22 protein-coding genes and 1 pseudogene are annotated in these 24,151 nt (G+C 68.8%); 10 read left to right on the top strand and 13 right to left on the bottom strand.

The features are described 5' to 3' along the window. Positions 1-40 precede the first annotated feature (40 nt). Positions 41-844 carry a 5-deoxy-glucuronate isomerase gene (gene iolB, locus ACHWUQ_RS04815; RefSeq protein ID WP_310636422.1) on the bottom strand — a complete coding sequence of 268 codons (804 nt, stop codon included), beginning with the start codon at positions 842-844 and terminating at the stop codon, positions 41-43. Then, a complete protein-coding gene (gene iolC, locus ACHWUQ_RS04820; RefSeq protein WP_394680489.1) occupies positions 841-2,814 on the bottom strand; it encodes a 5-dehydro-2-deoxygluconokinase in 1,974 nt (657 codons plus the stop codon). Before iolC ends, iolB begins: the two co-directional genes overlap by 4 nt. 100 nt (positions 2,815-2,914) lie before the next feature. On the opposite strand from iolC, the gene ACHWUQ_RS04825 reads away from it, so the two are divergent. Then, positions 2,915-3,814: a MurR/RpiR family transcriptional regulator gene (locus ACHWUQ_RS04825; protein ID WP_099734841.1), complete on the top strand. Its 900-nt coding sequence runs from the start codon at positions 2,915-2,917 to the stop codon at positions 3,812-3,814. A 36-nt stretch (positions 3,815-3,850) separates the two neighbouring features. On the opposite strand, the gene ACHWUQ_RS04830 is transcribed toward ACHWUQ_RS04825, so the two are convergent. The 7 genes and pseudogenes from ACHWUQ_RS04830 to ACHWUQ_RS04860 form a co-directional block, all read right to left on the bottom strand. Then, on the bottom strand, positions 3,851-4,567 hold the full coding sequence (locus tag ACHWUQ_RS04830; RefSeq protein WP_394680490.1) for an NYN domain-containing protein: 717 nt from the start codon (positions 4,565-4,567) through the stop codon (positions 3,851-3,853). A 187-nt stretch (positions 4,568-4,754) separates the two neighbouring features. Next, entirely contained in the window at positions 4,755-5,753 is a 999-nt protein-coding gene (locus tag ACHWUQ_RS04835; RefSeq protein WP_123694376.1) for an L-threonylcarbamoyladenylate synthase, read from the bottom strand. Positions 5,754-5,764: 11 nt separating this feature from the next. Further along, positions 5,765-6,928, bottom strand: coding sequence for a 5-(carboxyamino)imidazole ribonucleotide synthase (locus tag ACHWUQ_RS04840; protein WP_013804484.1), 1,164 nt, complete (start codon positions 6,926-6,928; stop codon positions 5,765-5,767). After that, the gene (gene purE / locus ACHWUQ_RS04845) at positions 6,925-7,422 is read right to left on the bottom strand and encodes a 5-(carboxyamino)imidazole ribonucleotide mutase (protein WP_012202922.1); all 498 of its coding nucleotides are present in this window, start codon (positions 7,420-7,422) and stop codon (positions 6,925-6,927) included. Before purE ends, ACHWUQ_RS04840 begins: the two co-directional genes overlap by 4 nt. A gap of 83 nt (positions 7,423-7,505) precedes the next feature. Beyond that, positions 7,506-8,894, bottom strand: a complete 1,389-nt coding sequence (locus ACHWUQ_RS04850; RefSeq protein ID WP_394680491.1) for a hypothetical protein — start codon at positions 8,892-8,894, stop codon at positions 7,506-7,508. Continuing rightward, complete coding sequence (locus tag ACHWUQ_RS04855) at positions 8,891-9,457, bottom strand: AAA family ATPase (protein WP_394680561.1); 567 nt, start codon at positions 9,455-9,457, stop codon at positions 8,891-8,893. Before ACHWUQ_RS04855 ends, ACHWUQ_RS04850 begins: the two co-directional genes overlap by 4 nt. Then, positions 9,458-9,811 (bottom strand): annotated as a pseudogene (locus ACHWUQ_RS04860) (ATP-binding cassette domain-containing protein); the annotation flags it as partial. Between the two features lie 341 nt (positions 9,812-10,152). On the opposite strand from ACHWUQ_RS04860, the gene trxA reads away from it, so the two are divergent. Further along, on the top strand, positions 10,153-11,109 hold the full coding sequence (gene trxA, locus ACHWUQ_RS04865) for a thioredoxin (protein ID WP_012202925.1): 957 nt from the start codon (positions 10,153-10,155) through the stop codon (positions 11,107-11,109). Positions 11,110-11,172: 63 nt separating this feature from the next. Here the strand turns inward: trxA and ACHWUQ_RS04870 are convergent, their stop codons facing one another. Next, positions 11,173-11,979 carry an aminotransferase class IV family protein gene (locus tag ACHWUQ_RS04870; RefSeq protein ID WP_394680492.1) on the bottom strand — a complete coding sequence of 269 codons (807 nt, stop codon included), beginning with the start codon at positions 11,977-11,979 and terminating at the stop codon, positions 11,173-11,175. Between the two features lie 96 nt (positions 11,980-12,075). On the opposite strand from ACHWUQ_RS04870, the gene ACHWUQ_RS04875 reads away from it, so the two are divergent. After that, on the top strand, positions 12,076-12,987 hold the full coding sequence (locus ACHWUQ_RS04875; protein ID WP_394680493.1) for a LysR substrate-binding domain-containing protein: 912 nt from the start codon (positions 12,076-12,078) through the stop codon (positions 12,985-12,987). A 3-nt stretch (positions 12,988-12,990) separates the two neighbouring features. Here ACHWUQ_RS04875 and ACHWUQ_RS04880 read toward each other — a convergent pair whose 3' ends face one another. Beyond that, the gene (locus ACHWUQ_RS04880) at positions 12,991-13,887 is read right to left on the bottom strand and encodes a LysR family transcriptional regulator (RefSeq protein WP_394680494.1); all 897 of its coding nucleotides are present in this window, start codon (positions 13,885-13,887) and stop codon (positions 12,991-12,993) included. A gap of 94 nt (positions 13,888-13,981) precedes the next feature. Between ACHWUQ_RS04880 and ACHWUQ_RS04885 the strand changes: the two genes are divergently transcribed. Next, positions 13,982-14,842, top strand: coding sequence for a transporter (locus ACHWUQ_RS04885; RefSeq protein ID WP_394680495.1), 861 nt, complete (start codon positions 13,982-13,984; stop codon positions 14,840-14,842). 29 nt (positions 14,843-14,871) lie between these two features. Here ACHWUQ_RS04885 and ACHWUQ_RS04890 read toward each other — a convergent pair whose 3' ends face one another. Together ACHWUQ_RS04890 and ACHWUQ_RS04895 are read right to left on the bottom strand one after the other, a co-directional pair. Next, positions 14,872-15,456, bottom strand: a complete 585-nt coding sequence (locus ACHWUQ_RS04890) for a DJ-1/PfpI family protein (protein WP_394680496.1) — start codon at positions 15,454-15,456, stop codon at positions 14,872-14,874. 158 nt (positions 15,457-15,614) lie between these two features. After that, positions 15,615-16,538, bottom strand: coding sequence for a phosphoribosylaminoimidazolesuccinocarboxamide synthase (locus tag ACHWUQ_RS04895; RefSeq protein WP_012202931.1), 924 nt, complete (start codon positions 16,536-16,538; stop codon positions 15,615-15,617). A gap of 364 nt (positions 16,539-16,902) precedes the next feature. Between ACHWUQ_RS04895 and hpf the strand changes: the two genes are divergently transcribed. The 6 genes from hpf (at position 16,903) to ACHWUQ_RS04925 (ending at position 24,113) form a co-directional block, all read left to right on the top strand. Then, positions 16,903-17,262 carry a ribosome hibernation-promoting factor, HPF/YfiA family gene (hpf, locus tag ACHWUQ_RS04900; protein ID WP_012202932.1) on the top strand — a complete coding sequence of 120 codons (360 nt, stop codon included), beginning with the start codon at positions 16,903-16,905 and terminating at the stop codon, positions 17,260-17,262. A gap of 155 nt (positions 17,263-17,417) precedes the next feature. Beyond that, positions 17,418-17,891 carry a PTS sugar transporter subunit IIA gene (locus tag ACHWUQ_RS04905; protein WP_013804474.1) on the top strand — a complete coding sequence of 158 codons (474 nt, stop codon included), beginning with the start codon at positions 17,418-17,420 and terminating at the stop codon, positions 17,889-17,891. Positions 17,892-17,931: 40 nt separating this feature from the next. Beyond that, positions 17,932-18,888, top strand: coding sequence for an HPr(Ser) kinase/phosphatase (hprK, locus tag ACHWUQ_RS04910; protein WP_012202934.1), 957 nt, complete (start codon positions 17,932-17,934; stop codon positions 18,886-18,888). A gap of 230 nt (positions 18,889-19,118) precedes the next feature. After that, complete coding sequence (locus tag ACHWUQ_RS04915) at positions 19,119-21,308, top strand: TonB-dependent receptor (RefSeq protein ID WP_394680497.1); 2,190 nt, start codon at positions 19,119-19,121, stop codon at positions 21,306-21,308. A 4-nt stretch (positions 21,309-21,312) separates the two neighbouring features. Next, a complete protein-coding gene (locus tag ACHWUQ_RS04920) occupies positions 21,313-23,088 on the top strand; it encodes an enterochelin esterase domain-containing protein (RefSeq protein ID WP_394680498.1) in 1,776 nt (591 codons plus the stop codon). A gap of 14 nt (positions 23,089-23,102) precedes the next feature. After that, a complete protein-coding gene (locus tag ACHWUQ_RS04925) occupies positions 23,103-24,113 on the top strand; it encodes a siderophore ABC transporter substrate-binding protein (protein WP_394680499.1) in 1,011 nt (336 codons plus the stop codon). The last annotated feature ends 38 nt before the right edge of the window (positions 24,114-24,151 follow it).

Genomic DNA, 24,151 nt, shown 5'->3' on the forward strand with positions numbered 1-24,151 from the left:
TGTCTCCGGTGGTTTTTATGGGTGTCTGTTGCGCCGTGCGTCAGCGCGGCCGCAGCATCCATTCGTGCGCGGGGTCGTTGCGGAAGGCCCAGCGCCGCTCGGGCCCGGCCATGGTGTTGAGGTAGTAGAGGTCGTAGCCGTGCGGGGCCACGCAGGGGTGGTAGCCGCGCGGCACCATCACGGTGTCGCGGTGCTCCACCGCCATGGCTTCGTCGATGCTGCGGTCATCGGTGTAGACGCGCTGGAAGGCAAAGCCCTGGCTGGGGTTGAGCAGGTGGAAGTAGGTCTCCTCCAGCACGGTCTCGGCGTCCGGCGCGGCGGGGTCGGCGCTGTCGTGCTTGTGCGGCGGATAGCTGGACGAGTTGCCCGCGGGCGTGATGACCTCGACCACCAGCAGGGACTCGGCCGCCTCGGTCTCGGGCAGGATGTCGCAGACATGGCGCGTGTTGCTGCCCTGGCCGCGCACGCTGCGGCGCATGCTTTCGGGCGCGATCACGCGCGTGGCATGGCGGCCCGTGGCGGGTGCGGCGCTCAAGGCAACGTCGGCCGGGCCGCGCGCCGTGATGCGCAGGCTTTGGCCGGGCGGCACGTAGACGGCCGTGGGCGCACTCTCCTCGAACACGCTGGCGCGGCTGCCCAGGGCGCTGAACGCCTGGCTGCCGACCTGCACATCCACCTGGCCGGTGAGCACGGTGATGCAGTATTCGAGCGGGCCGGTGGACAGCTCCTCCTGCTCGCCCGCCTGCAGCCTCAGGGCCTTGAAGTGGATATGCTTCCAGCCCGCACTGGCCGGCGTGATGTCGGTGACGACGCGGCCGGGCGCGGCCTTGACGAGAAGGCTCATGCCGCGGCTCCTTCGGTGATGTCCTGGGGCGTTTCCACGCGGCTGGCATCCCAGCCCGCGATCAGCGCGCGGAAGTTGGCGGCGACGGCATCGCGCAGCGCGGCGTCGTCCAGCTCGTTGCGCAGCCACTGCAGCGCGGGTCCGGCCCAGACGCTGCGGCCGATCATGAAACCCTTGACCACGGGCGCCCGCGCCTGGGCAAAGCCCTGCACCAGTTGCTCCACGGGCTGGGACAGCCCCAGGATCACGGCGCCCCGGCACCAGGGGTCGCGTTCGTTCACCAGGGTGTCCAGCGCCTCCCAGTTCTCGCGCGCCATGGTGCCGACCTTCCACCATTCGGGCTTGAGGCCCAGGTCGTAGAAATGGCGTATGGCGCGCAGCACGGCCTCGCCCCGGTCGTCGGGCGCCAGCGTGTCCTTTGGCGGGATCACTTCCAGCAGCAGCTCATGGCCGCTGGCGCGCGTGGCGGTCCAGACCTGCTGCAGCCAGGCATCCTGCTCGGCGCGCAGTGCGGGCGTGTCGTCGGGGTGGTAGAAGACCAGGCATTTGACGGTATGGCTTTGCGGCCAGTGCAGCAGCTCGGAAGCCAGCGAGTCCGTGCCGTCAAAGCGCAGCGGGCGCGAGCCCGGCAGCTCGATGGGCCGGCCTATCCACCAGCCGCGTCCCGTGGCGTCGTGCAGCGCGGCCTCGCCCAGGTGATGGCGGCCGTCGATCAGCACGCCCATGCGGCCCGCATTGCCCGGGTCGCGCTCGACCTGGGCGACCACCTCGTTGATCAGCCGCTTGAGCGGGCGCAGCCGCGCGGGCGCTGCGCCGGCCTCGCGCGCCAGATCGTCGAACTGGCTGCGGTGGTCATAGGCCAGCACGCACAGCGCGGGCCACTGCGGCCGCGCCCGGCTGACGCGGTGCAGGTGGGACAGCTCGGGGTCCTGGTCGGGACGCGGATGGCGGTGGCCCGAGAACCAGTGCGCCAGCTCGGCCTGCGTGGGCATGGCCGGCGCGCAGCCATGGCGCGAGACCACGATGGCGCCACAGGCGTTGGCAATCGCCGCAGATTCCTCCAGGCTCTTGCCGCGCAGCAGCCCGGACAGCAGGCCCGAGGCAAAGGCATCGCCCGCGCCCAGCACATTGAGCACTTCCACGCGCTCGCCCAGCACCGTGGGCGCATCGGCGATCGCATCGGGCACCTCGCCCTCGATCAGCGAGCAGCCCAGCGGCCCGCGCTTGACCACGAAAACGGCGCGGCTGCATTCGCGCACGCGGCGCAGGCTGGCGATCAGGTCGCCCTCCACGCCGCCGGCGATCAGCCATTCCTCTTCGGTGCCGATGATGAGTTCGAACTGGCCCAGCTCGGCCTGCAGCCTGCGGCTGACCTCGGCGCTGGCCACATAGCGCGTCTCGCCGTCGCCCCGTCCGGCCAGGCCCCACAGCACGGGCCGGTAGTCGATGTCCAGCACGCGCACCAGGCCGTGGCGGCCTGCCATCTCCAGTGCCTTGCGGCTGGCGGCCAGCACGCCGGGTGCGCTCAGGTGGGTGCCCGTGATGGCCAGGCAGCGGCAGCGGGCCAGGAACGCCTCGCTGATGGCCTCGGCGTCCAGGGCCATGTCGGCGCAGTTCTCGCGGGCGAAGAGCAGGGGGAAGGTCTCCTGGTCCTTGATGCCCAGCAGCACCATGCCGGTCAGGCGCTGGGCATCGACCTGCACCTGGCTGGTGTCGCAGCCCTCGCGGCGCAGCGTCTCGACCAGGAAGCGGCCATTTTGTTCATCGCCCACGCGCGAAATCATGGCCGAGCGCAGCCCCAGGCGCGCCGTGCCGAAAGCCATGTTGCCGGAGGAGCCGCCCAGGTACTTGGCAAAGCTGCTGGCCTCCTCCAGGCTGCAGCCGATCTGCTGCGCGTAAAGGTCCACGGCCAGTCGGCCCAGGCAGGCCACGTCCAGCGGCCGGTCGGAGGGAAAGTTCAGCATGCTCATCGTCATAGGCCTGTGCGTTGCGGACACCCGCGTGCGGGCCTGTCCATAATCGTTGCGTGCATGCGATCATAGATCGAAATAGAAAAAGTTTTCCATATATATGAAAAATAGAAAAACCCTTGGAGATGCAGGCGCCCCCTCGCTGGCCGGCCCCTACGCCGACCGCGCCGCCTTCCTCACCGTGCTGCGCGAAGGCTTCGAGGCCCTGAGCCGCCAGCTCAAGGCCATCGGCCGCCATGTGGAAATGCAGGGCGATCGCCTGGCCTTCGACGGCATCCAGGCCACGGCCGAGCAATGTGGCGTGCAGCCTTCGGCCGTGGTGCGCTTTGCCAAGCATTTCGGGTTCTCGGGGTACTCGGAACTGCAGGCGCTGTTCCGCGCCGATGCGGCGCGCCAGCTCTCGGCCCAGCATGACTACCAGGACCGCATCCGGGGCCTGATCGCCTCGGGCAACGAGCCACGCAGCAGTGCGCGCCTGGCGCACGAGGTCATCGAAGGCAGCATCGAAAGCCTGCAGGCCCTGCAGCGCGGCCTGCCGCCCGAGCAGTTCGAGGCGGCGGTGGACCTCATGCTGGATGCCCCCTCGCTGTGGCTGGCCGCCTCGCGCCGTGCCTTCCCCGTGGGCGCCTACCTGGCCTATGCGCTGCAGCACACCGAAAAGCCCGTGCACTGGCTGCACGGCCTGGGCGCCATGCAAAAGGGCGAGCTGCGCGCGCTGGCGCCCGGCGACGTGATGCTGGCCGTCTCCTTCGAGCCCTATGCGCCCGAAACTCTGGAAATGGTGGACGCGGCCCTGGCGCGCGGCGCGCGCCTGCTGGCGCTGACCGACAGCCAGCTCAGCCCCCTGGCATCCCGCGCCACCGTCACCCTGCTGGCCCAGGACGCAGCCACCTTCGGCTTTCGCTCCCTGACCAGCACGCTGACCCTGGCGCAGTCGCTGTTCCTGGCGCTGGCCTACCGGATGGAGCTGGCGTACGAGCCTTCGGTGAAGAGGTCCTAGGCGGCAGCGTTCCGCCCAGGGCCGCTTTGTGGGGTTTCACCAGTGCACAGGCTTGCTGGCTGGTTTTTTCCGCGTCTGCACGTTCAGCGGCAACTGCGACTGCGCCAGCTCGTCGTCCCTGATGTGATGGCGAACCCAGTGCGCCAACGCCGTCAAGCGCTTGTTGGGCACTTTGCCGTCTGCTGCGGTCCTGTCGCGCAATGGCATGACCAGCCCCAGCCTGGCGGCGGGCACGTCCTCGCGCAGCATGCGCAGTGCGGGTTCCACGTCACTGTCGTTGGAGCAGATCACCAACTGGTTGCATTCGCCACGTACAGCATCACGGTAGGCGTGCAGCGCAAGGTTCACGTCGGTCTGCTTTTCTTCGATCATCCAGACGCGCGACACGTTGTTCTTGCTCGGGTTGGCGCCCGCTTTATAGCTCGGCAGGGATGTGGGTTCGAAGACGTGGAAGCCGTTGACGATCTGGATCAGGCCAGGGTCTCGTGCCTGAAGGGCGCGAAGGTACTGGGTCTGTGCCTGGACCGATGCCTCGCCATGCCGGGCGTACGAGGCTTTGACGGGGGCCGTGAAGTACTTGATGGCGACAACCTCTGCGCCAGGGTCTTGCGGCAGCAGGATGCGATCACGAAACAGCGCAGCAATGTCCAGCCACTTGTACGGCGTGCCCTTGAGCCGCGAGTAGTAGAGGTTGTAGCCGTCGATGTAGATGGTTGTTCTGGTCAATGTCCAAGCCACCAATGAAAAGACCACCTTGCGGTGGCCTTTTCGCCCTAAGCCTGAGCCAACTGAATGACACCGCGAAGGGATTGTGTAGCGCGATTCTACCAACTCCTGCCATTCAAAGGCCTGGAACGGCGCCTGTTCCTGCGCCGCACGCCGTTGGACAGGCGCGCGGGTTGATGCCCGATGCGGCACTGCAGTCCCGGGGGGGCCTCTTCTATCCCGCAGCCGCCGCGCGCAGCAGCCGGTCGCGCACGCCTTCCCAGTCCGGCGTGTCGGGCGGGGTCTCGATCCAGATCAGCCTGGCGCCGACTTCATCGAAGTCGCGCAGGGCGCCGAACAGCTCGCGCGCGGTGGCGGCGGCGTCGGCGGGCATGGCGCGCAGCGTGACGGCGCGCGATGCGGTGCGCAGCGGTGTGCGGTGGTAGACGGCCAGGTTCCTGGCGTCGGCGCCCAGCACGTCCAGCCCGGCCTGCAGCTGCTTTGCGTCCATGAGGCGCACCTGGGCGTTGGGCGCGTAGTGGGCCAGCAGGGTGCCGGAGGCGCGTGGCGTGTTCTCCTGCAGCTCTTCCTTGGACAGGGGGCGCTGGCCGCAGGCGCGCTCGATGTCGTCGCGCGTGATGGCGCCGGGGCGCAGCAGCACGGGCACGCCGCGCGTGCAGTCCACGATGGTCGATTCAATCCCCACTTCGCAGGCGCCGCCGTCCAGCACCAGCAGCGCGTCGCCGAACTCGCCGGCCACATGGGCCGCCGTGGTGGGGCTGACGCGGCCAAACTTGTTGGCGCTGGGCGCCGAAACGCCCCAGACGGGCGGCTGCAGTCGCTGGCAGGCGGCCAGCACGGCATGGGCGACGGGGTGGGAGGGGCAGCGCAGGCCCACGCTGTCCTGGCCGCCGGTCGAGGCCCGGGCGGCCTGGGGCATGCGCGGCAGGATGAGGGTCAGCGGGCCGGGCCAGAAGGCGTCGATCAGTTGCTGCGCGAACAGCGGCACTTCACGCGCATAGCGCGTGATGGCGCCGCTGTCGGCCACATGCACGATGAGCGGATGGTTGGGCGGCCTGCCCTTGGCGGTGAAGATCTGCGCGACGGCCGCGTCGTTGTCGGCGTCGGCCGCGAGGCCGTAGACGGTTTCCGTGGGCAGGCCCAGCAGTTCGCCGCGCTGCAGCGCCTGTGCGGCGGCCTGGACAGAGGCCGCCAGCGTTCCATCAAGAATCATCGCGCGGGCCTTCAGAACGGCTCTATACCCAGGATGGCAGCGGCCTGCAGGGCGGTGGAGCGCACGGCCTCGGGCGAGGGGCCGGTGACGTTCAGGTGGCCCATCTTGCGGCCGCGCTTGGCGTCGTGCTTGCCGTACAGGTGCAGGTGGCAGCCGGGCAGGGCCAGGACCTGGTCCCAGGCCGGCGCCTTGGCCTGTTCGCCGTCCTTGAACCACAGGTCGCCCAGCAGGTTCAGCATGATGGACGGGCTGTGCTGGCGCGGCTGCGTCAGCGGCAGGCCGGTCATGCAGCGCACCTGCAGCTCGAACTGCGAGACATCGCAGGCGTTCTGGCTGTAGTGGCCGCTGTTGTGCGGGCGCGGCGCGATCTCGTTGACCACGAGCATGCCGTCCTGCAGCACGAAGAATTCGACGCAGAGCACGCCCACGTAGTCCAGGCCGTCGGCCACGGAACGCGCGGCGGCCAGCGCCTGCTCGACCTGGGCCTGCGGCAGGTTGCCTTCGTAGACTTCGGTGACGGAGAGGATGCCTTCGCGATGCAGGTTGCGCTGCACGGGCAGGTTGACCATGGAGCCGTCACGGCCGCGCGCCACGATGACCGAGCATTCATGGGCCAGCGGCAGCATTTTTTCCAGCACGCAGGCCACGCGGCCCAGTTGCTCCCAGGCGGTGGCCAGCTCGGCGGCGTTCTTCACGCGCACCTGGCCCTTGCCGTCGTAGCCCATGCGGGCGGTCTTGAGGATGCCGGGCAGCAGGCTGGCGTGCACGGCCGCCAGCTGGGCCGGCGTCTCGATCACCGCATAGGGCGCGCAGGGCACGCCGCAGCGCACGAAGTGGGCCTTCTCCTGGGCGCGGTCCTGGGCAATGGCTACGGACGAGCCGGCCGGCGAGACCGGCCGCTGGGCGGCCAGCAGGTTCAGCGCCGCGGCGGGCACGTTCTCGAATTCTGTGGTGACGGCGGCCGACAGGCGCGCCAGTTCGGCCAGGCCCTGCGGGTCTTCGTAGCCGGTACGGATGTGATGGTGGCTGACCAGGCCGGCAGGGCTGGTCGGGTCGGCGTCGAGCACGGCCGTGAAATAGCCCATGGCCTGGGCCGATTGCACGAACATGCGGCCCAGCTGGCCGCCACCCAGCACGCCCAGCGTGGCGCCCGGCAGGATCACATCTGCGCTCATACGGCCACCGGGGGAAGCGTCATCGCGCGCGCTGCGGCGGTCTGCTCGGCGCGGAAGGCTTCGAGCCTGGTACGCAGGGCCGGGTCCTCATTGGCCAGCAGGGCCACGGCGAAGAGGGCCGCATTGGCCGCGCCGGCCGCACCGATGGCGAAGGTGGCCACAGGCACGCCCTTGGGCATCTGCACGATGGAGTGCAGCGAGTCCACTCCCTGCAGGTGGCGGCTGGCCACGGGCACGCCGAGCACGGGCACCACGGTCTTGGCGGCAATCATGCCGGGCAGGTGGGCAGCGCCCCCCGCACCCGCGATGATGGCCTTCAGGCCACGGCCGGCAGCAGCCTCGGCGTAGGCGAACATGTCGTCGGGCATGCGGTGGGCCGAGACGACCTGGGCTTCATGGGCGATGCCAAATTGCTGAAGAATGGCAACTGCGTGCTGCATGGTCTCCCAGTCGCTGCTGGAGCCCATGACCACACCGATCTGGATGGAGTTCATGTCGTGAGGGCGCCTGCGGCCCGGCCTAGTGGAACCCGCGATTTTACTTTTTTAGTCCTAATTCGCGTAATCCATGCGCCAAATCACCGCACAGCCGTGTGCTGCTCGCGCGCAAAACCCAGCACGCGCTGGCGAAACACATGGGCCAGCCAGGCCAGGGCCAGCCCCACCTGCACGGCCAGCGACAGCCACATTCCACTGGTGACGGGCTTTGTCAGGCCGGCTGCCAGCGGCTGGGCCAGCACGGCGGCATCGGCCCCGGCCAGGCCAAAGGCCAGCAGCGGCAGCACGATGTTGACCAGCAGCCAGGTGACGGCAAACGCGGCCAGCGGCGACTTGATGCGCCCGGCCAGCAGGGAAAAGCCCGTGGCCAGCGCGGCATCGCGCAGCAACTGCGCCGTGGCCAGCGCCGCCAGTTGGGCCGCGCCCGGCACGAGGGGCTGGCCGCCCGCGGGCCACAGCAGCCACAGCGCGCAGGCCAGCACGGCCAGCAGCCAGCTCACGGGCCACAGCGGCAGCGCTTCGAGCGCGCCACGCCAGCGCCCCTGCAGCACGCACCACTGCACCTGGCGCCAGCTGCGCAGGCCCTCGTCCATGCCGTGCAGGCAGACATAGGCCGTGCCCGCCAGCGCCAGCCCGGTGGTCCAAGCGAAGAAGGAGGCCGGGTCGGGGCCCTGCAACTGCATTGCATCGAGGTGCATGCCTCCGAAGGCCAGGCCCGCCACGCACAGGCCCAGCGGCCAGGCCCAGGGCAGGGTGCGCACATCCAGCCGCGTGCACAGCAGCCGCCACAGGGCCAGCAGGCCCAGCCCCAGCGCGATGGCGCCGAACAGGTAGATGGCGCCGCGCCCGTGCAGCGGCACGGACCACCACAGCACAGGGCGGCCTTCTTCGCGGCCCAGCTGCTCGGTCAACCGGCCCAGGATGGGTCCGGGCAGCACCATCACGAACAGCAGCGGCACCAGCACGAAGCGGATGCGGCGCGCGGGCTGCTCCTTCGGTCCCCAGCCCATGAGCACGGAGTGCATGCTCCAGGCCTGCAGGGCCAGGCCCCACAGCACGGCCTGCAGCACGGCGTGCACGCCCCAGGCCAGCCCGCCCGGCTGGCCCGCCGAGGTGACCAGCACGGCCAGCGCGCACCACAGCATGTACAGCCAGGCCGCCAGCGGGGCGCCCAGCAGCTTGCCCCAGGCCATCTGCCAGGGCGTGAGGGCCGACAGGCGCTGCCAGTCCCAGGTGTGCTGGTGCGCCTCTTCGTTGAGGCCGCGCCCGGCCAGTACGCTGCCCAGGCCGGCCGCGGCGATCCACATGCCGATCAGGGCGGCGACCAGCAGGGCATGCAGGCGGTCTTCGGGCTGGACCAGGACCATTGGCGTGGCCAGCAGCAAGGCGGTGAGCAGCAGGCTCCAGCCCAGTTGGGCGGGCCGCCAGTTGAGCCAGAGCTGGCGCTGGAATTCGGGGTTGTGCGTCATGGCTGCTCCGCAGGGGTGAGGGGGGCTGCGGCCTGCAGGCCGCGTGCGTAGCGGTCCTGCAGGCGCTCGCGCACAGGCGCCAGGCTGGCCACGGGCAGGCCGGCGCCAACCAGGCGTGCCAGCAGGTCGGCGCGTTCGCGCGGCAGGGCGGGCAGCCACAGCTGCAGATGCACCAGGCCCTGGTCATCGGGCGGCGGCACAGGGGTGTCGGGAAGGACTAGATGCAGTTGCCGTGCCAGCGACCCGGCCGAGGCACCCGGGGGCGGTGCCAGCTCCAGCGCGTACAGCGCCAGCGGCACATCGCCGCCGGCGGCAGGTGCCTTGATGCCGCCGTGCAGGGCCTCGTAGCTTTCCACGCGGCCGCCGCGCAGGCTCAGGATGTGGGTGCAGTACTCGTCGAGTTCGCTGAGGATGTGGCTGGAGACGATCAGGGTCATGCCCTGTGCCTGCAGCGCCCGCATCAGCTGGGACAGGCTGGCGCGGGCCTCGGGGTCCAGGCCGCTGGCCGGCTCGTCCAGCAGCAGCACGCGCGGCTGGTGGACGATGGCCTGGCCGATGGCCACGCGCTGGCGCTGGCCGCGAGACAGCTCGGTGGGCAGGCGCTCCAGCAGATCGGCCAGGCCCAGCTGCCCGGCCACGTGCGCCACGCGCTGGGGCGCCTCGGACGGGGGCACGCCCATGGACAGGGCCGCGTACTGCAGGCAGCGCCGCACGCTCAGGCGGTCATAGAGGCCGAAGAAATCCGACAGATAGCCCAGGTGCCGGTGCACTTCGCGGGGCTGCTCCTGCACGGCAATGCCATGCACCTCGACCTGGCCCGACAGCGGCTGGTCCAGCCCGGCGATGCAGCGCATCAGCGTGGATTTGCCGGCGCCGTTGGGCCCCACCAGGGCCGTGACGGTGCCTGCGGCGATATGGACGCTGACGCCATCGAGCGCGCGGTGGCCGGGGTACTCGAACACCAGCTGCGAAACCTTGATCAAGGCGAGCCCTCCCTCATTGCGTTGATGGCAGGCCGCAATGGCGGCACAGCGCGCCAATATAGCCCAGCGCTGCCGCGCCGCGCCCTCGGCCGGGCGGCTTGAAATGCGCGCAGCCTGCTCCCATCTGGGGTGGCTGCCGCCCATGGCGTTCACGCCCTGGGCCTTGGAATTGCTGGAGAATCACACGGTCCGCATCGGAGGCATTCGGCCGCCGAACTCCGAACCGCCACAGTCCGCGCGCCCTGGCCGCGCGCCTTGCCACAGGGTCTGATCACATGATTGATGTCACCATTGAGAATTTCGAAGCCGAAGTCGTCGCCGCCTCCATGCAGGTGCCGGTGCTCGTCGACTTCTGGGCGCCCTGGTGCGGCCCGTGCAAGACGCTGGGCCCCATCCTGGAAAAGCTCGAAGTGGCCTACGAAGGCCGCTTCAAGCTGGTCAAGATCGACTCCGACCAGGAGCAGCAACTGGCCGGCATGTTCGGCATCCGCTCCATCCCGACCTGCATTCTGATGATGGGCGGCCGCCCCGTGGACGGCTTCATGGGCGCCCAGCCCGAAGGCAAGCTGCGCGAGTTCCTTGACAAGCACCTGCCCTCCGAAGGCGAGCTGGCCGCCGAGGCCGAAGCCGACGAGGCCCACCAGTTGCTGGAAGCCGGCGACACCCAGGCCGCCCTGCAAAAGCTGGCCGACGCGCTGGCCGCCGACCCGGCCAACGACGATGCGCGCTTTGACTACGTGCGCCTGCTGATCGCCACGGGCGGCTACGAAGAGGCCGGCGCCCTGCTGGCCGAGCCGCTCAAGCGCATTCCCCAGGCCACGCGCTTCGAGGCGCTCAACCAGTGGCTGCAATGCATGCTGTTCGTGCACAACGACGAGCGTGGCAACTGGGAGTTTGCGCAGTTCGATGCCGTCATTGCGCAGAACAAGCGCGACTTCGACACCCGCTTCGGCAAGGCCCGGGCCCTGGCCGCCGAAGGCCAATGGGCAGCCAGCATGGACGAACTGCTGGAAATCATCATGCGCGACAAGGATTGGAACGGCCAGGCCGCGCGCAAGCTCTACGTGGGCATCCTGGAGCTGCTCACGCCCCCGAAGCCCAAGAAGCAGGACGCCATCCCCGGCAAGAGCAGCGGCGGCATCGAGCTGCTGGGCAAGGCTGGCGCCGAGCAGGACGAAGCCACGCAACTGGTCAACAGCTACCGCCGCAAGCTCAGCATGGCGCTGAACTGAGACCGACGCTGCACGGGTGAAGAGACGGGGAGCCTTGCGGCTCCCTTTTTTCATGGCGAGGACTCAGGGTGCAACCGGTTCCTCGGCCGCATGCGCGCGGTGCAGCAACTGCACGAAGCCGGGCGCATCGGGCAGATGCACATCGGCCAGGCGCCTGACCGGAATGCCCGGGGACCACGAATTCATCACCACGGCGCCGGCCAGGGATGGCAGGTCGGCCCGGGTCAGCACGGCCTGGCGCTGTGTCACGCCCAGGCGCTGCAACTGGCGCCGCAGCATGGACTCGGTCGTGCCCGGCAGCACCTGGGCGCGCGGCCAGACCACGGCATCTCCATCCCAGAAGGCCAGGTTCCAGATGGTGGCCTCGCCAATGCGGCCGTGGCGGTCGGCAAAGGCGGCGTCGTCAAAGCCCTGGGCCACGGCGCGGCGCAGCAGATGCGTCTTGGCCACCTCGCCCACATGCTTGAGGTGGGGCAGCATGCGCTCATGCTCGAACAGCGCCAGGCTCAAGGGCCCGGCGGGGCCCGAGGCGGGTGCCGAGGTGCGCACCAGCATGCGCGGCCGCGCATCGGCGGCCGTGAATTCCCCGGCAGGCGAGTACACCGTGGCGGTCAGCGACACATCCTGCGGACCACCGGCAAGCGCCGCCCGCAGCTGTGCCTGGACATGGTCATCGGACAAGGCCTGGCCGTACAGCTCCAGCGAGGCCTGGCGCAGGCGCTGCAGATGCAGGTCCAGCCCGCGCAGCCTGCCGCCGCGCACCTGCATGGCCGTGAAATGGGCATGGCCGGCAAAGGCCAGGGCGGCGAGTTCGGCCGCCGTAGCGGGCTGCCCATCGATAAGGCTGGTGAAGAAAGAGGCGGTTTCCATAGGTTCATCCATCAAGTTTTCTTGATTGTTCGATGGCGGTCCCAAAAGAGGAAGCAAGTAGTATTCGGTGCTTCATCAAGAAAAATTTGAAGATCCATGCGCCAGCTTCCACCCGGCACGCGCGCCCTGCGCAGCTTCGAGGCTGCAGGGCGCCATCTGAACTTCACGCGCGCGGCCGACGAACTGGGGCTGACCCCGGCGGCGGTCAGCCACCAGATCAAGGAGATGGAGGAACAGCTGGGCCTCGTCCTCTTCACGCGCAACAGCCGCAGCATGCAGCTCACGCCCGCAGGCAGCGTGCTGCTGGAGGCCACGGCCGAGGCGCTGGGCCTGCTGCGGCGCGCCACCGGCCGGGCGCGCCAGCTGGCCCGGGGCGAGACGCGGCTGCGCCTGTCGCTGGGCGCGCGCTTTGCCACGCAGTGGCTGCTGCCCCGGCTGCCGCGCTTTCGCGCCGCGCATCCGCAGATCGAACTGAGCTTCGACATCTGCGACGAGGTGCGCGACTTCGACGCCGATGACATCGACGCCGCCATCCGCTTCGGCACCGGCCGTGATCCGCACACCCTGGCGGTGCGCCTGTTCGATGCCAGGGTGATCCCCGTCTGCAGCCCGGCCCTGCTGCAGTCCGGCCCGCCGCTGGCCCGGCCCGTTGACCTGCTGGCGCACACGCTGTGCCATGTCGATTGCAGGGTGGACGGCCAGGTCTGGCCGAACTGGCCCATGTGGATGGCGGTGGCCGGCGTGGAGGGCCTGGACGCAGGCCGCTGCATCGCCTTCACCGACTCCAGCCACGTCGTGCAGGCCGTGATGGACGGCGGTGCCGTGGGCCTGGTCGAGCAGGACCTGGTGGCCGAAGACCTGGCCCGTGGCCGCCTGGTGCGCCTGTTCGACATCGCCGTGGGCCTGGGCCCGGCCTACGCCTACCACCTGCTCTACCCCCGGCGCAGCCAGGGCCAGCCGGCCATCGAGGCGCTGCGTGCGTGGGTGCTGCAGGAGGCCGGGCTGTAGCGCCTACTGCCGTACGGGATCGGCAAATCGCATCAACCCGCGCACCACGGCCTGCACGGCCGGGTCTTGTTGCGCGGCGCTGCGGCAGGCCAGTCCCAGCGGGCGTGTCAGTGCGGGGCTGAGTCCGCGCTGCTGCAGCGTGCGGCTGACGGCGTCCATGGGCTCCTCGCGCGGCAGGACCGTGGGGCCGTGGCCTGCGGCGACCAGGGCGCGTATGCCTTCGGGAAAGCTCATTTCCATGCGCGGCTGGGGCAGCAGGCCCGCCTGGGCGAACCATTGGGACAGCAGGCGGTGCATCTGGGTGCCGGCGGCAAAGCCTATCCAGGGCTGGGCGTTGAGCCATTCGGGCGTGATCTGGTCGGGCAGCGGCATCTGTGGCGGGGCGAAAAGCTCCATGGGGTCGTTGCGCCAGACGCGCATTTCCAGGCCGGAAGGCACGGGCTGGGGCAGCCCGACCAGGGCCAGGTCCAGGTGGCCAGTCGCCAGGCGCTGCATGGCCTGGGCGGAGCTCACGACTTCCAGGCGCAGTTCCACACCGGGCGCGTGCTCGGCCAGCCATTGCAGCAGTTCGGGCAAAAGCAAGGGGCTGACGCCGGCCGAGGCGCCTATGCGCACGCTGGCGCCAAAGCCCTCGGCACGCTTGCGCACCTGGCGCAGCAGGGATTCGCTGTCGGCCAGCAGGCGGCGTCCGCCTTCGGCCAGCAAAGCGCCTGCGGGCGTCAGCTGCGCCTGGCGCTTGCCGCGCACCAGCAGCGGTGTGTCCAGGCGCGCTTCCAGCTCCTGGATGTGCAGGCTGACGGCGGGCGGCGACAGGTGAAGGGCCTGCGCGGCGGCAGCCAGCGTGCCCAGGTCGGCCACGGCCACCAGGGTCTGGAGCTGGTCAAGATTCAGGCGTCGCATCAGGTTTCCTGAAGATGATGTTCCGAAGATTCGACTTTATCTAATCTGGGTGCGAATCCATCATCCCGTCCCGTATCAAGAACGAGGCCATGGAATGGAATTGAGCAATGCGGTGCTGGCCGCGGCCCTGGGGGCCGCGCTGATGAATGCGGGATGGAACAGCGCCATCAAGCTGGGCGGCGACAAGATGGTCGCCATGGCGCTGACCACGGGGCTGGCCAGCCTGTGGTCGCTGCTGGTGCTGCCCTGGCTGGACTGGCGCGCGGCGGGGTTGTGGGGCGCATCGGTGTGGTGGTGGCTGGCGGCCTCGGTGGCTGTGCACACCGTCTACCACTTCGTGCTGCCGCGCGCCTACCAGCATGGCGAGTTCGGCGTGGTCTATCCGGTGGCACGCGGCAGTGCGCCGCTGTTCGTGACGCTGGGCGCGGCGCTGCTGGCCGGTGAGTGGCCGGGCGCGACCGGGCTGGCCGGCGTGCTGTGCCTGTCGCTGGGCGTGTTGGCGTTGTCGGTGCGCAGCGGCGCGGCCAGAGGTTATGGCGGCAGCGGCTATGCGCTGGCCACGGGAGCCATGATTGCCTGCTATACGGTCATCGACGGGCTGGGTGCGCGCGCATCCGGCTCCGCGCTGCTCTATGCGGCCCTGCTCACGCTGGGCGATGGCCTGGCCACGGTGCTGATCGTCGCCTGGCGGCGCGGCCCCGCCGTGCTGCGTGCCGATGCACGCACCTGGCGCCTGTGCGCCCTGGCCGCCGCCATGCAGCTGAGTGCCAGCTGGATGGCGACCTGGGCGCTGTCGCAGGCGCCCATGGGGCTGGTGTCTGCACTGCGTGAAAGCAGCGTGCTGTTTGCGGGCTGGATTGCCGCCTGGCTGATGCGCGAGCGCCTGGGCCGCGTGCGCATGCTGGCCTCGGCCCTGGTCTTCGGCGGCATCGTGCTGGTGCGCTGGGGCGGTTGAGTCGCCCGGCGCCAACGTCCGCTGCGTGCTCAGCCGTGGCTGATGCGCGTGCCCAGGAGCGTCAGGAACTGGGCGATCCAGGCCGGGTGTGCGGGCCAGGCGGGGGCGCTGACCAGGTTGCCTTCGGTATGCGCCTGGTCCACGCCGATGTCGGCATAGGTGCCGCCGGCCAGTTCGACCTCGGCACGGCAGGCCGGGTAGGCCGAGCAGGTGCGGCCCCTGAGCACGCCGGCGCCGGCCAGCAGCTGGGCGCCATGGCAGACGGCGGCCACGGGCTTGTTGTTGTCGAAGAAGTGGCGCACGGCGGCGCGCACGGCGTCGTAGTTGCGAAGGTACTCGGGGCCGCGTCCACCGGGGATCACCAGGGCGTCGTACTGCTCGGGCTTGATGTCGGCGAAGCTGGCGTTGAGCGTGAAGTTGTGGCCGGGCTTTTCGCTGTAGGTCTGCGCGCCCTCGAAATCATGGATGGCCGTCTTGATGTGTTCCCCGGCCTTCTTGTCGGGGCAGACCGCATGCACCGTGTGTCCCACGGCCTGCAGGGCCTGGAAGGGGACCATGGTTTCGTAGTCCTCGCAGTAGTCGCCACAGATCATCAGAATCTTCTTGCCAGCCATGTGCTTGCTCCTTCAGAAAAAGTCAGAGGAAGCGAACATTGTGGCAGCGTCGGTGACGCAGGCATGACCGGCTGCAAAAACGCAGGCCCGCAACGAAAAAGAGAGCCGAAGCTCTCTTTTGCGGGGAAAGGCGCGCGGGGCCGGGCTACGGCGGGCCGTCAGGCCGTCAGGCGCTGCAGGGCTTCGCGGTACTTGGCGGCCGTCTTCTCGGTCACTTCCTGGGGCAGGCGCGGGGCCGGAGCCTTCTTGTCCCAGGGCTTGCCGTTGACCTGGGCCTGCTCCAGCCAGTCGCGCACGAACTGCTTGTCGTAGCTGGGCGGGTTCTCGCCATTGGCCAGGGCCTGGGCATAGCCCTCCACGGGCCAGTAGCGCGAGCTGTCGGGCGTGAGGACTTCGTCCATCAGCACCAGTTCGCCGTTCTCGTCCAGGCCGAATTCGAACTTGGTGTCGGCAATGATCATGCCCTTTTCGAGGGCGATGGCCGCAGCTTCCTTGTAGATGCGGATGGCCGTATCGCGGATCTGGGAGGCCAGCTTCTCGCCGACCATCTCCACCGTGCGCTCGTAGGTGATGTTCTCGTCATGGTCGCCCATCTCGGCCTTGGCGGCCGGCGTGTAGATGGGCTCGGGCAGCTTGGCGGCGTTGGTCAGGCCTTCGGGTAGGGGCACGCCGCAGACCGAGCGCGATTCCTGGTATTCCTTCCAGCCGCTGCCGGCCAGGTAGCCGCGCACCACGGCCTCGATCAGCACGGGCTTGAGGCGCTTGACCAGCATGGAGCGGCCCGTGACCTGGGGCACTTCGGCGGGCGTGACCACGGACTCGGGCGCTTCGCCGGTCAGGTGGTTGGGGCAGATGTGGCCGAGCTTGTCGAACCAGAACAGCGCCATTTGCGTCAGCAGCTCGCCCTTGCCGGGGATGGGCTCGCCCATGATCACGTCGAAGGCCGACAGGCGGTCCGAAGCCACCATCAGGATGCGGTCATCGCCCACGGCATAGTTGTCGCGCACCTTGCCGCGCGCGAGCAGCGGCAGCGAGGCAATGTTGGAAGTGTGCAGGGCGGAGGGGCGGGACTGGGTGGTCATGTGAGGCAAGGGGCAATCTGGCAAAGAGGCTGCAGCGGCCGGATGGCTGCAAGCGGCACGCGCAGGAGCGCGATTCTAACCAACGGCGCCTCACGGTGACGGGCGGCCGTTGGCAAGCCCCACCCCAGGGGCGCAGCCTGGCAAACCCGCCGATTGTGCGCCCAATTGCATGGCGCGCAAAACCCGCCTCCAAGGCCCTGCACCGTCCTGCGCTATCGGCTTGCGGCGTTGCTTTTGGGCAGACCCCGGCGCATAGTGGATTCGCAAGCAAACGAATGCGCATTCCGGCCTGCAAGCACCTGTCCCTGCGGATCGTCTCCCGGTGGACCGGGCTGTTTTCATCCAGAGCAAGGAGTGTTTAGATATGAATCTGACGATTAGTGGGCATCACCTGGAGGTCACTCCCTCGCTGCGCAGTTACGTCATGGCCAAGCTCGAACGCATTCTTCGACACTTTGACCAGGTGGTGGATGTAAAGGTCTTGCTGACCGTTCATAACCAAAAGGAGAAGGAAAAGCGCCAACGTGCCGGTTGCACGCTGCGCGTCAAGGGCCAGGATCTTTTTGTCGAGACCTCTCACTTCGATCTCTACGCCGCCGTCGATGCGCTGGCTGACAAGCTGGACCGCGTGGTGGTGCGCTACAAGACCCGCCAGCAGGGCAGCCGCTATGGTTCGGCCAAGCGACTCGATGATGCTGGGCTGACCTTGGCGTCAGTCGGGTGACAGGTAAGGCGCCAGCCCTGTGCGGGCGCTTACAATACCTGCGCTTATGTGGCTGATGAGCCACGCACGACCACCGCCCTTCGGGGCGGTTTTTGATGGGGGTCAGGGTTTCCCCACGGTTTCCGGCACTGCGGTGCATAATTGTTTCCCGAACCATGAACCGTCTTGCCTCCATCCTGCCCGCCGCTCAAGTGCTCGTGAGCGTCGACGTCACCAGCAAAAAGCGCGCTTTCGAAGAAGCAGGTCTGCTCTTCGAGAGCCTGCATGGCCTGTCCCGCGCACTCATCACCGACAGCCTGTTTGCACGCGAACGCCTGGGCTCGACGGGGCTCGGCCACGGCGTGGCCATTCCCCATGGGCGCATCAAGGGCCTGACCGCTCCCATGGCGGCCGTGTTCCAGCTGGACAATCCCATTGGTTTCGATGCTCCCGATGAGCAGCCCGTGGGCCTGCTGATCTTTCTGCTGGTGCCCGAAGCGGCCACCCAGAAGCATCTGGAAATCCTGTCCGAAATCGCCGAGCTTCTCAGCGACAGCCAGCTGCGCGAGCGCCTGAAGTCCTGCGCCGATGCAGCCCGGCTGCATGGAATGATTGCCGGCTGGCAGTCCTCCGCTGCGCCCCTGGTCTAGTCTTCCAGACTTTTTCCTTCCCCTTTTCACGGGCCTTGCCATGAGACCCAGTGCCATCAGCGCCGATGTCCTGTTCGAGGAGTTCCGCTCCAGCCTGCGCTGGGAGTGGGTGGCGGGCCTGGGAGCTTCGGAGCGCCGTTTCGACGAGATGGCCGTGCGCTCGGCGCGCTCCGGCGCGGACCTCGTCGGCTACCTGAACTACATCCATCCCTACCGGCTGCAGGTGCTGGGCGAGCGCGAGATCGCCTATCTGAGCAATGCCACGCCGCAGGACTGCCAGCGCCGCGTGGCACGCATCGTCACGCTGGAGCCGCCCGTGCTGGTGCTGGCCGACGGGCAGACGGCGCCCGAGGCGCTGCTGTCCATGTGCGAGCGCGCCCACATTCCCATGTTCTCCACGCGCGAGCAGTCGGCCTTCGTGATCGATGTGCTGCGTGCCTACCTGGCCAAGCATTTCGCCGACCGCACGACCATGCATGGCGTGTTCATGGACATCCTGGGCATGGGTGTGCTGATCACGGGCGAGTCGGGCCTGGGCAAGAGCGAGCTGGGGCTGGAACTGGTGACGCGCGGCAACGGCCTGGTGGCCGATGACGCGGTGGACCTGTACCGCATCAACCAGACCACGATCGAGGGCAAGTGCCCCGAGCTGCTGCAGAACCTGCTGGAGGTGCGCGGCATCGGCCTGCTGGACATCCGCGCCATCTTTGGCGAGACGGCCGTGCGCCGCAAGATGCGCCTCAAGCTCATCGTGCACCTGGTGCGCAAGGAAACCATGGAGCGCGAGTACGAGCGCCTGCCGGCCGAGCCGCTGACGCAGGATGTGCTCGGCGTGCCCGTGCGCAAGGTGGTGATCCAGGTGGTGGCGGGCCGCAACATCGCCGTGCTGGTCGAGGCCGCCGTGCGCAATGCCATCTTGCAGCTGCGCGGCATCGACACCTACCAGGAATTCGTGCAGCGCCACCGCCGCGCCATGGAGCGCGGCGACACCTTCTAGCGGCCGCTGGCGTCGCCGAGGCCGGGCCGCCTGTTGCCTGGCCCCCACTGTTTTCAACGCGATTGTTTGCTGGCCGTGCGCCCATGTTTGCGCGCGGTGCGTTGTTGCTGCTTTCTTAATAAGAATAATTCTCATTTTCTATAATTCGGGCAGATGCCGTATCCGGCCTGTGTCCGAGTGGCTCCGGGCTGGATGCGGCGCATTTCCTTCCGTCTCGAAAGCCCTCCCGGATGTCTTCCCGTACCCGCATCGGCCTGCCGCGCACAGGCGCCGTCAGCCCCTTCACCCCTGTTTGCATCCCTGTTTGCACGCTCCACCGCCTGGGCACCATCGCCCGTGTCTGCGCCATGGTGACTGCCGCGGCGCTGCCTGCGGGCGCCTGGGCCGCTGACGCCGAGCTGGGCGAGGTCACGGTGCGCGGCACCACCGATCCCCAGACCCTTCCCACGGTGGCCCCTGGCGGCCAAGTGGCCAAGGGTGCGGGCCTGGGCGTGCTGGGCCAGCGCGATGTGATGGACACGCCGTTCAACATCACCTCCTACACGGCCGAAGGCATTGCCAACCAGAACGCGGCCACGCTGATGTCGGTGCTGGAAAACGATCCTTCGGTGCGCTTCACCACCAACACCGGCCACGCCTACGAGAACTTCACCATCCGCGGCCTGGGGGTGAATGCCTCGGAACTGGGCTTCAACGGCCTGTATGGACTGGCGCCCGACGGCCACGTGCCCGTCGAGATGATCGAGCGCGTGGAGGTGCTCAAGGGCCCCGGTGCGCTGATGAGCGGCATGACGCCCGGCGGCGCCGTGGGCGGCACCATCAACCTGGTGACCAAGCGCCCGCTGGCCCAGGATCTCACGCGCGTGACCACCATGTTCAGCAGCGGCTCGCAGCTGGGCCTGCAGGCCGATGTCTCGCGCCGCTTCGGCCCCGAGCGCCGCCTGGGCATACGCGTCAACGGCAGCACCTCGAGCGGCGACACCGAGATCGACGGCCAGAACCGCCGCCATGGCCTGGGCGCGCTGGCGCTGGACTACCAGGGCGACGGATTCACGCTGGGGCTGGATGCCTACAGCTACCGCTCCACCATCCGCGATGGCAGCCCGATGATGGTCAGCATGCAGAACCTCAAGCAGGTCATCGCGGCGCCCGACGCCACGACCAACCTGTTCCCCGGCATACACGCCAAGCAGCAAAGCGATGCGCTGATGCTGCGCGGCTCGGTGGACCTGGGCGCGGACTGGACGCTGTTCGGCTCCGCAGGCACGGCGCAGCATGCCTACGACGGCATGCTCAACGGCACGCGCGTGGTGCTGCGCGCCCAGGGCGACGGCTCGGCCGTGGGCCAGACCTACAACCAGTACGGCTATACCGACAGCACCGCGGCCGAGTTCGGCGTGCGCGGGCGCCTGCGCACGGGCGGCGTGAACCACCTGCTGGTGGCTTCCCTGAACTGGATGAACCAGAAGGGCGGGCGCGCGGCCGTTGCCACCAGCGCCAGCTACATCACCAACATCTACAACCCCGCGCCCATCACGCTGGCCGGCCCCTACGGCGCCATCAAGCAGGAGCGCGACGACGTGCTCAGCAGCCTGGCCCTGGCCGACACGCTGAGCTGGGGTGGCGATGCCGTGCAACTGACCGTGGGCGCACGCCTGCAGCGCGTGAACCAGAAGATGGCGGGCTACAACGAGCAGGCCGTCTCGCCCGCGCTGGGCCTGGTGGTCAAGCCCTGGGGCGATGCGGTCTCGCTGTATGCCAACCATGTGCAGGGCCTGAGCGCGGGCTCCATCGTCGGCGCCACCTATGCCAATGCCGGCGAAGTGTTCGCGCCCTACAAGACCAAACAGTTCGAGATCGGCGCCAAGTGGCGCACGGGTGATTTCACGCAGACGGTCTCGCTGTTCCAGATCGAGCGGCCCTCGTCCGTGGTGGAGACCGCGACCAACCGCCTGCTGATGGATGGCGAGCAGCGCAACCGGGGCCTGGAGTGGAATGTGTTCGGCGAGCCGCTGCGCGGCACGCGCCTGCTGGGCGGCCTGGCCTATACGCAGGCCATCCAGAGCAAGACCCAGGGCGGCGCGCGCGATGGCTTCGGCGTCTACGGCGTGCCGCGCTGGACGGCCAACCTGGGCGGCGAGTGGGATGTGCCCGCGCTGCCGGGCGCCACGCTCACCGGCCGCCTGATCTACACGGGCGCGCAATGGGTGAATTCGGCCAACACGCTGAAGATGCCCAGCTGGACCCGCGTGGACGTGGGCGCGCGCTATGCCACCAGCATCGCGGCCAAACCCGTCACCTTCCGCGCCACGGTGGAGAACCTGTTCGACAAGTCCTACTGGGCCGGCAGCTTCAACGACAACTTCGCCACCACGGGCGGCCCGCGCACGGTGCGTGTCTCGGCCACGGTGGACTTCTGACGCCATGGCGCAAGCTGCACGACAAGGCCTGTGCCTGGCCACCTCGCTGCTGTGCCTGCTGGGCGCAGCCGTCCATGCCGGTGAAGACATGACGGCAGCCGCATCGCGGCAGGCCCTGGCCGCACGGCCGGGCACGCTGGCGCCGGGCCAGGCGGCCACAGGGGTCCTGGCTGCCGGTGGGCGCGAGTCCTGGCGCGTCGATCTGCCCGCCGGCCACGTGGTCCAGGGTGAATTCGAAGGGCAGGGCGTGGCCCTGGACCTGGAGGATGCCCAGGGCCGGCACCTGCGCCGCCTGGCGCGGCCCGATGGCGGTGCGCAGTCGCTGATGTGGGTCACGGAGGGGGCCGGCAGGCAAAGGCTGGTGGCGCGCTACATCGCAACGGACGCGCTGATGGCCGGCGAGGTGAAATCCGCAACCGGCCGCTTTGCGCTGCGGTTGACCTCCAGTCTTGCGCCGTTGGGCGCCAAGGCTGTGCAGGCCCTGGAGCGGCCTGCGCTGGAAAGCCCACGCCTGCAGGCCCTGGCGCAGGCCATCCAGCGCGGCGCGGGTTCGGGCGTGGCGGCAGACGCCTTCTGGCGGCGCGTGCAGGAGGAGGGCGCGCCGATGGTGGAGCCGCTGCCCGGCGGCCAGTCCCTGGTCACCTTCCTGTGGCGTGGCCAGCCGCGCGCCGGCATGCAGGGCGTGCGCCTGTTCGGCAGCCCGGCCGGCAACCATGATCCGCTGCAGCACCTCGACGGCAGCGATGTCTGGTGGGCCAGCTTCCGCATGGCGGACAACGCGCGGCTCAGTTACCGCCTGGCGCCCGATGTGCCGCTGATCGCAGGCTCGGCCATGGAGCAGCGCCGCGCCCTGCTGGCCACGGCGCAGCGCGATCCGCTCAATCCCAAGGTGTTTCCGCAGCCGCCAAAGTCGCCTCAGGGCGGCTTCATCGACGCCTTCCAGGGCGCCTCCGTGCTGGAGCTGCCCAAGGCGCCGCCCCAGCCCTGGGTGGCGCCGCGCGCGGGCGTGGCCCAGGGGGCTCTGGTGCAGCACCGCCTGTCCAGCCGCGTTCTGGGCAACAGTCGCGATGTCTGGACCTACCGCCCGGCGGGCGGCCAGGCGCCCGAGGCGCTGCTGGTGCTGTTCGACGGCAACGCCTATGCGAAGCAGGTGTCCACGCCCACCCTTATAGACAACCTCATGGCCGACGGCCTGATCCCGCCCACGGCCGTGGTGCTGGTGGACAACGCCAGCCCGCAGGCGCGCGGCAGGGAGTTGCCGCCCAACACTGCTTTCGCACGCTTTCTGGATGAGGAACTGATGCCCTGGGTGGGTGAACAGGGCCTGGGCCAGCCGGCGGCGCGCACGGTGATCGGTGGCTCCAGCTTTGGCGGCCTGGCCTCGGCCTATGCGGGTCTGGTCAATGCGCGCTGGTTCGGCAACGTGCTGAGCATGTCGGGATCGTTCTGGTGGTCGCCGGCCGGGGAGGTGCCGGGCTGGGTGCAGCGCCGCTATGCCCAGGAGCCACGCCAGCCCGTGCGCTTTTATCTGGATGCGGGCCGCTACGAGCGCGCACGCGGCGGGCAGGACGGCATCCTGGAAACCAACCGCCACCTGGCCGATGTGCTGCGCGCCAAGGGCTACGAAGTCACCCAGGCCGAGCACGAGACCAGCCATGACTACCTGCAGTGGCAGGGCTCGCTGGCCTGCGGCCTGGTGGCCCTGCTCAACCCCGTGCGCTTCGCCCAGGGCCTGCCGGCCTGCGAGCGCATGCCGGACAACACGCCTGCACTTCCCTGATGCCGCATAGGCCAATGTTTGAACTTCCTGGCAATACAGCAATCACTGTAAAGATGAACACCATGAATGCAAATCATTCCCGTCGCCAGATCCTGGCGAAGATGGGCCAGGGCCTGGGCGTGTTGGTCACGCTGCCGCTGGCGGCGCAGATGTCTCATGCCCAGACGGCAGCGGCTGGCAAGACCGTGACCGTGCCGCATGCCAAGGGCGAGGTCCAGGTGCCCTTCAAGCCCGTGCGCGTGCTGGTGTTCGAGCTGGCGGCGCTGGACACGCTGCAGGCGCTGGGCGGCGAGGTGCGGGGTGTGCCCGAGTTCAAGATGCCGCCGCTGCTGGCCCGCTATGCCGACGCGAAATACGCACGCATCGGCAGCCTGTTCGAGCCCGACTACGAATCCATCAAGGCGCTGTCGCCCGACCTCATCATCGTGGGCGGCCGCTCCGAGGCCAAGTACAAGGAGCTGTCGCGCTTCGCCCCCGTGCTGGACCTCAGTGTCAGCGACCAGCGCCAGATGGCCGACATCTACCGCAACATCCGCACGCTGGGCGCTGTCTACGGCCTGCAGGACAAGGCCGAGGCCGAGGTCCGGTCGGTGGAGCAGGCCATTACCGCACTGCATGGGAAGGCGCAGGACGCCGGCAAGGGGCTGGTGCTGCTGACCTCGGGCGGCAAGCTCAGTGCCTATGGGCCGGGTTCGCGCTTCGGCATGCTGCACGATGTGTTCGGCGTGAAGCCGGCCATCGACAACCTCACGGTGGCGCGCCATGGGCAGGTGGTCTCCTTCGAGTTCCTGCTCAAGACCAATCCCGACTGGCTGTTCGTCATCGACCGCGACGTGGCCATCGGCCAGGATGGCAAGACCGCCCAGCAACTGCTGGACAACCCGCTGGTGCGTGCCACCAAGGCCTGGCGCGGCAAGCAGGTGGTCTATCTGAACGCAGCCAACTGGTACACCCTGTCCAACGCCGGGCCGGGCGCGCTGAAGGCCAATATCCAGCAACTGTCGGATGCCTTTGCCCGCACATGACGTCAAAGCGTTGAGCCCGCCTGTCGCCACCGTGCACG

The sequence above is a fragment of the uncultured Comamonas sp. genome, from assembly GCF_964277875.1.
GTDB classification, from domain to species: Bacteria; Pseudomonadota; Gammaproteobacteria; order Burkholderiales; family Burkholderiaceae_C; genus Comamonas; species Comamonas sediminis.

Coding starts and splice junctions, on each gene's coding strand:
- iolB (WP_310636422.1), bottom strand. CDS start 844: ATGAGCCTTCTCGTCAAGGCCGCGCCCGGCCGCGTCGTCACCGACATC.
- iolC (WP_394680489.1), bottom strand. CDS start 2,814: ATGAGCATGCTGAACTTTCCCTCCGACCGGCCGCTGGACGTGGCCTGC.
- ACHWUQ_RS04825 (WP_099734841.1), top strand. CDS start 2,915: ATGAAAAATAGAAAAACCCTTGGAGATGCAGGCGCCCCCTCGCTGGCC.
- ACHWUQ_RS04835 (WP_123694376.1), bottom strand. CDS start 5,753: ATGATTCTTGATGGAACGCTGGCGGCCTCTGTCCAGGCCGCCGCACAG.
- ACHWUQ_RS04840 (WP_013804484.1), bottom strand. CDS start 6,928: ATGAGCGCAGATGTGATCCTGCCGGGCGCCACGCTGGGCGTGCTGGGT.
- purE (WP_012202922.1), bottom strand. CDS start 7,422: ATGAACTCCATCCAGATCGGTGTGGTCATGGGCTCCAGCAGCGACTGG.
- ACHWUQ_RS04850 (WP_394680491.1), bottom strand. CDS start 8,894: ATGACGCACAACCCCGAATTCCAGCGCCAGCTCTGGCTCAACTGGCGG.
- trxA (WP_012202925.1), top strand. CDS start 10,153: ATGATTGATGTCACCATTGAGAATTTCGAAGCCGAAGTCGTCGCCGCC.
- ACHWUQ_RS04870 (WP_394680492.1), bottom strand. CDS start 11,979: ATGGAAACCGCCTCTTTCTTCACCAGCCTTATCGATGGGCAGCCCGCT.
- ACHWUQ_RS04875 (WP_394680493.1), top strand. CDS start 12,076: ATGCGCCAGCTTCCACCCGGCACGCGCGCCCTGCGCAGCTTCGAGGCT.
- ACHWUQ_RS04880 (WP_394680494.1), bottom strand. CDS start 13,887: ATGCGACGCCTGAATCTTGACCAGCTCCAGACCCTGGTGGCCGTGGCC.
- ACHWUQ_RS04885 (WP_394680495.1), top strand. CDS start 13,982: ATGGAATTGAGCAATGCGGTGCTGGCCGCGGCCCTGGGGGCCGCGCTG.
- ACHWUQ_RS04890 (WP_394680496.1), bottom strand. CDS start 15,456: ATGGCTGGCAAGAAGATTCTGATGATCTGTGGCGACTACTGCGAGGAC.
- ACHWUQ_RS04895 (WP_012202931.1), bottom strand. CDS start 16,538: ATGACCACCCAGTCCCGCCCCTCCGCCCTGCACACTTCCAACATTGCC.
- hpf (WP_012202932.1), top strand. CDS start 16,903: ATGAATCTGACGATTAGTGGGCATCACCTGGAGGTCACTCCCTCGCTG.
- ACHWUQ_RS04905 (WP_013804474.1), top strand. CDS start 17,418: ATGAACCGTCTTGCCTCCATCCTGCCCGCCGCTCAAGTGCTCGTGAGC.
- hprK (WP_012202934.1), top strand. CDS start 17,932: ATGAGACCCAGTGCCATCAGCGCCGATGTCCTGTTCGAGGAGTTCCGC.
- ACHWUQ_RS04915 (WP_394680497.1), top strand. CDS start 19,119: ATGTCTTCCCGTACCCGCATCGGCCTGCCGCGCACAGGCGCCGTCAGC.
- ACHWUQ_RS04920 (WP_394680498.1), top strand. CDS start 21,313: ATGGCGCAAGCTGCACGACAAGGCCTGTGCCTGGCCACCTCGCTGCTG.
- ACHWUQ_RS04925 (WP_394680499.1), top strand. CDS start 23,103: ATGTTTGAACTTCCTGGCAATACAGCAATCACTGTAAAGATGAACACC.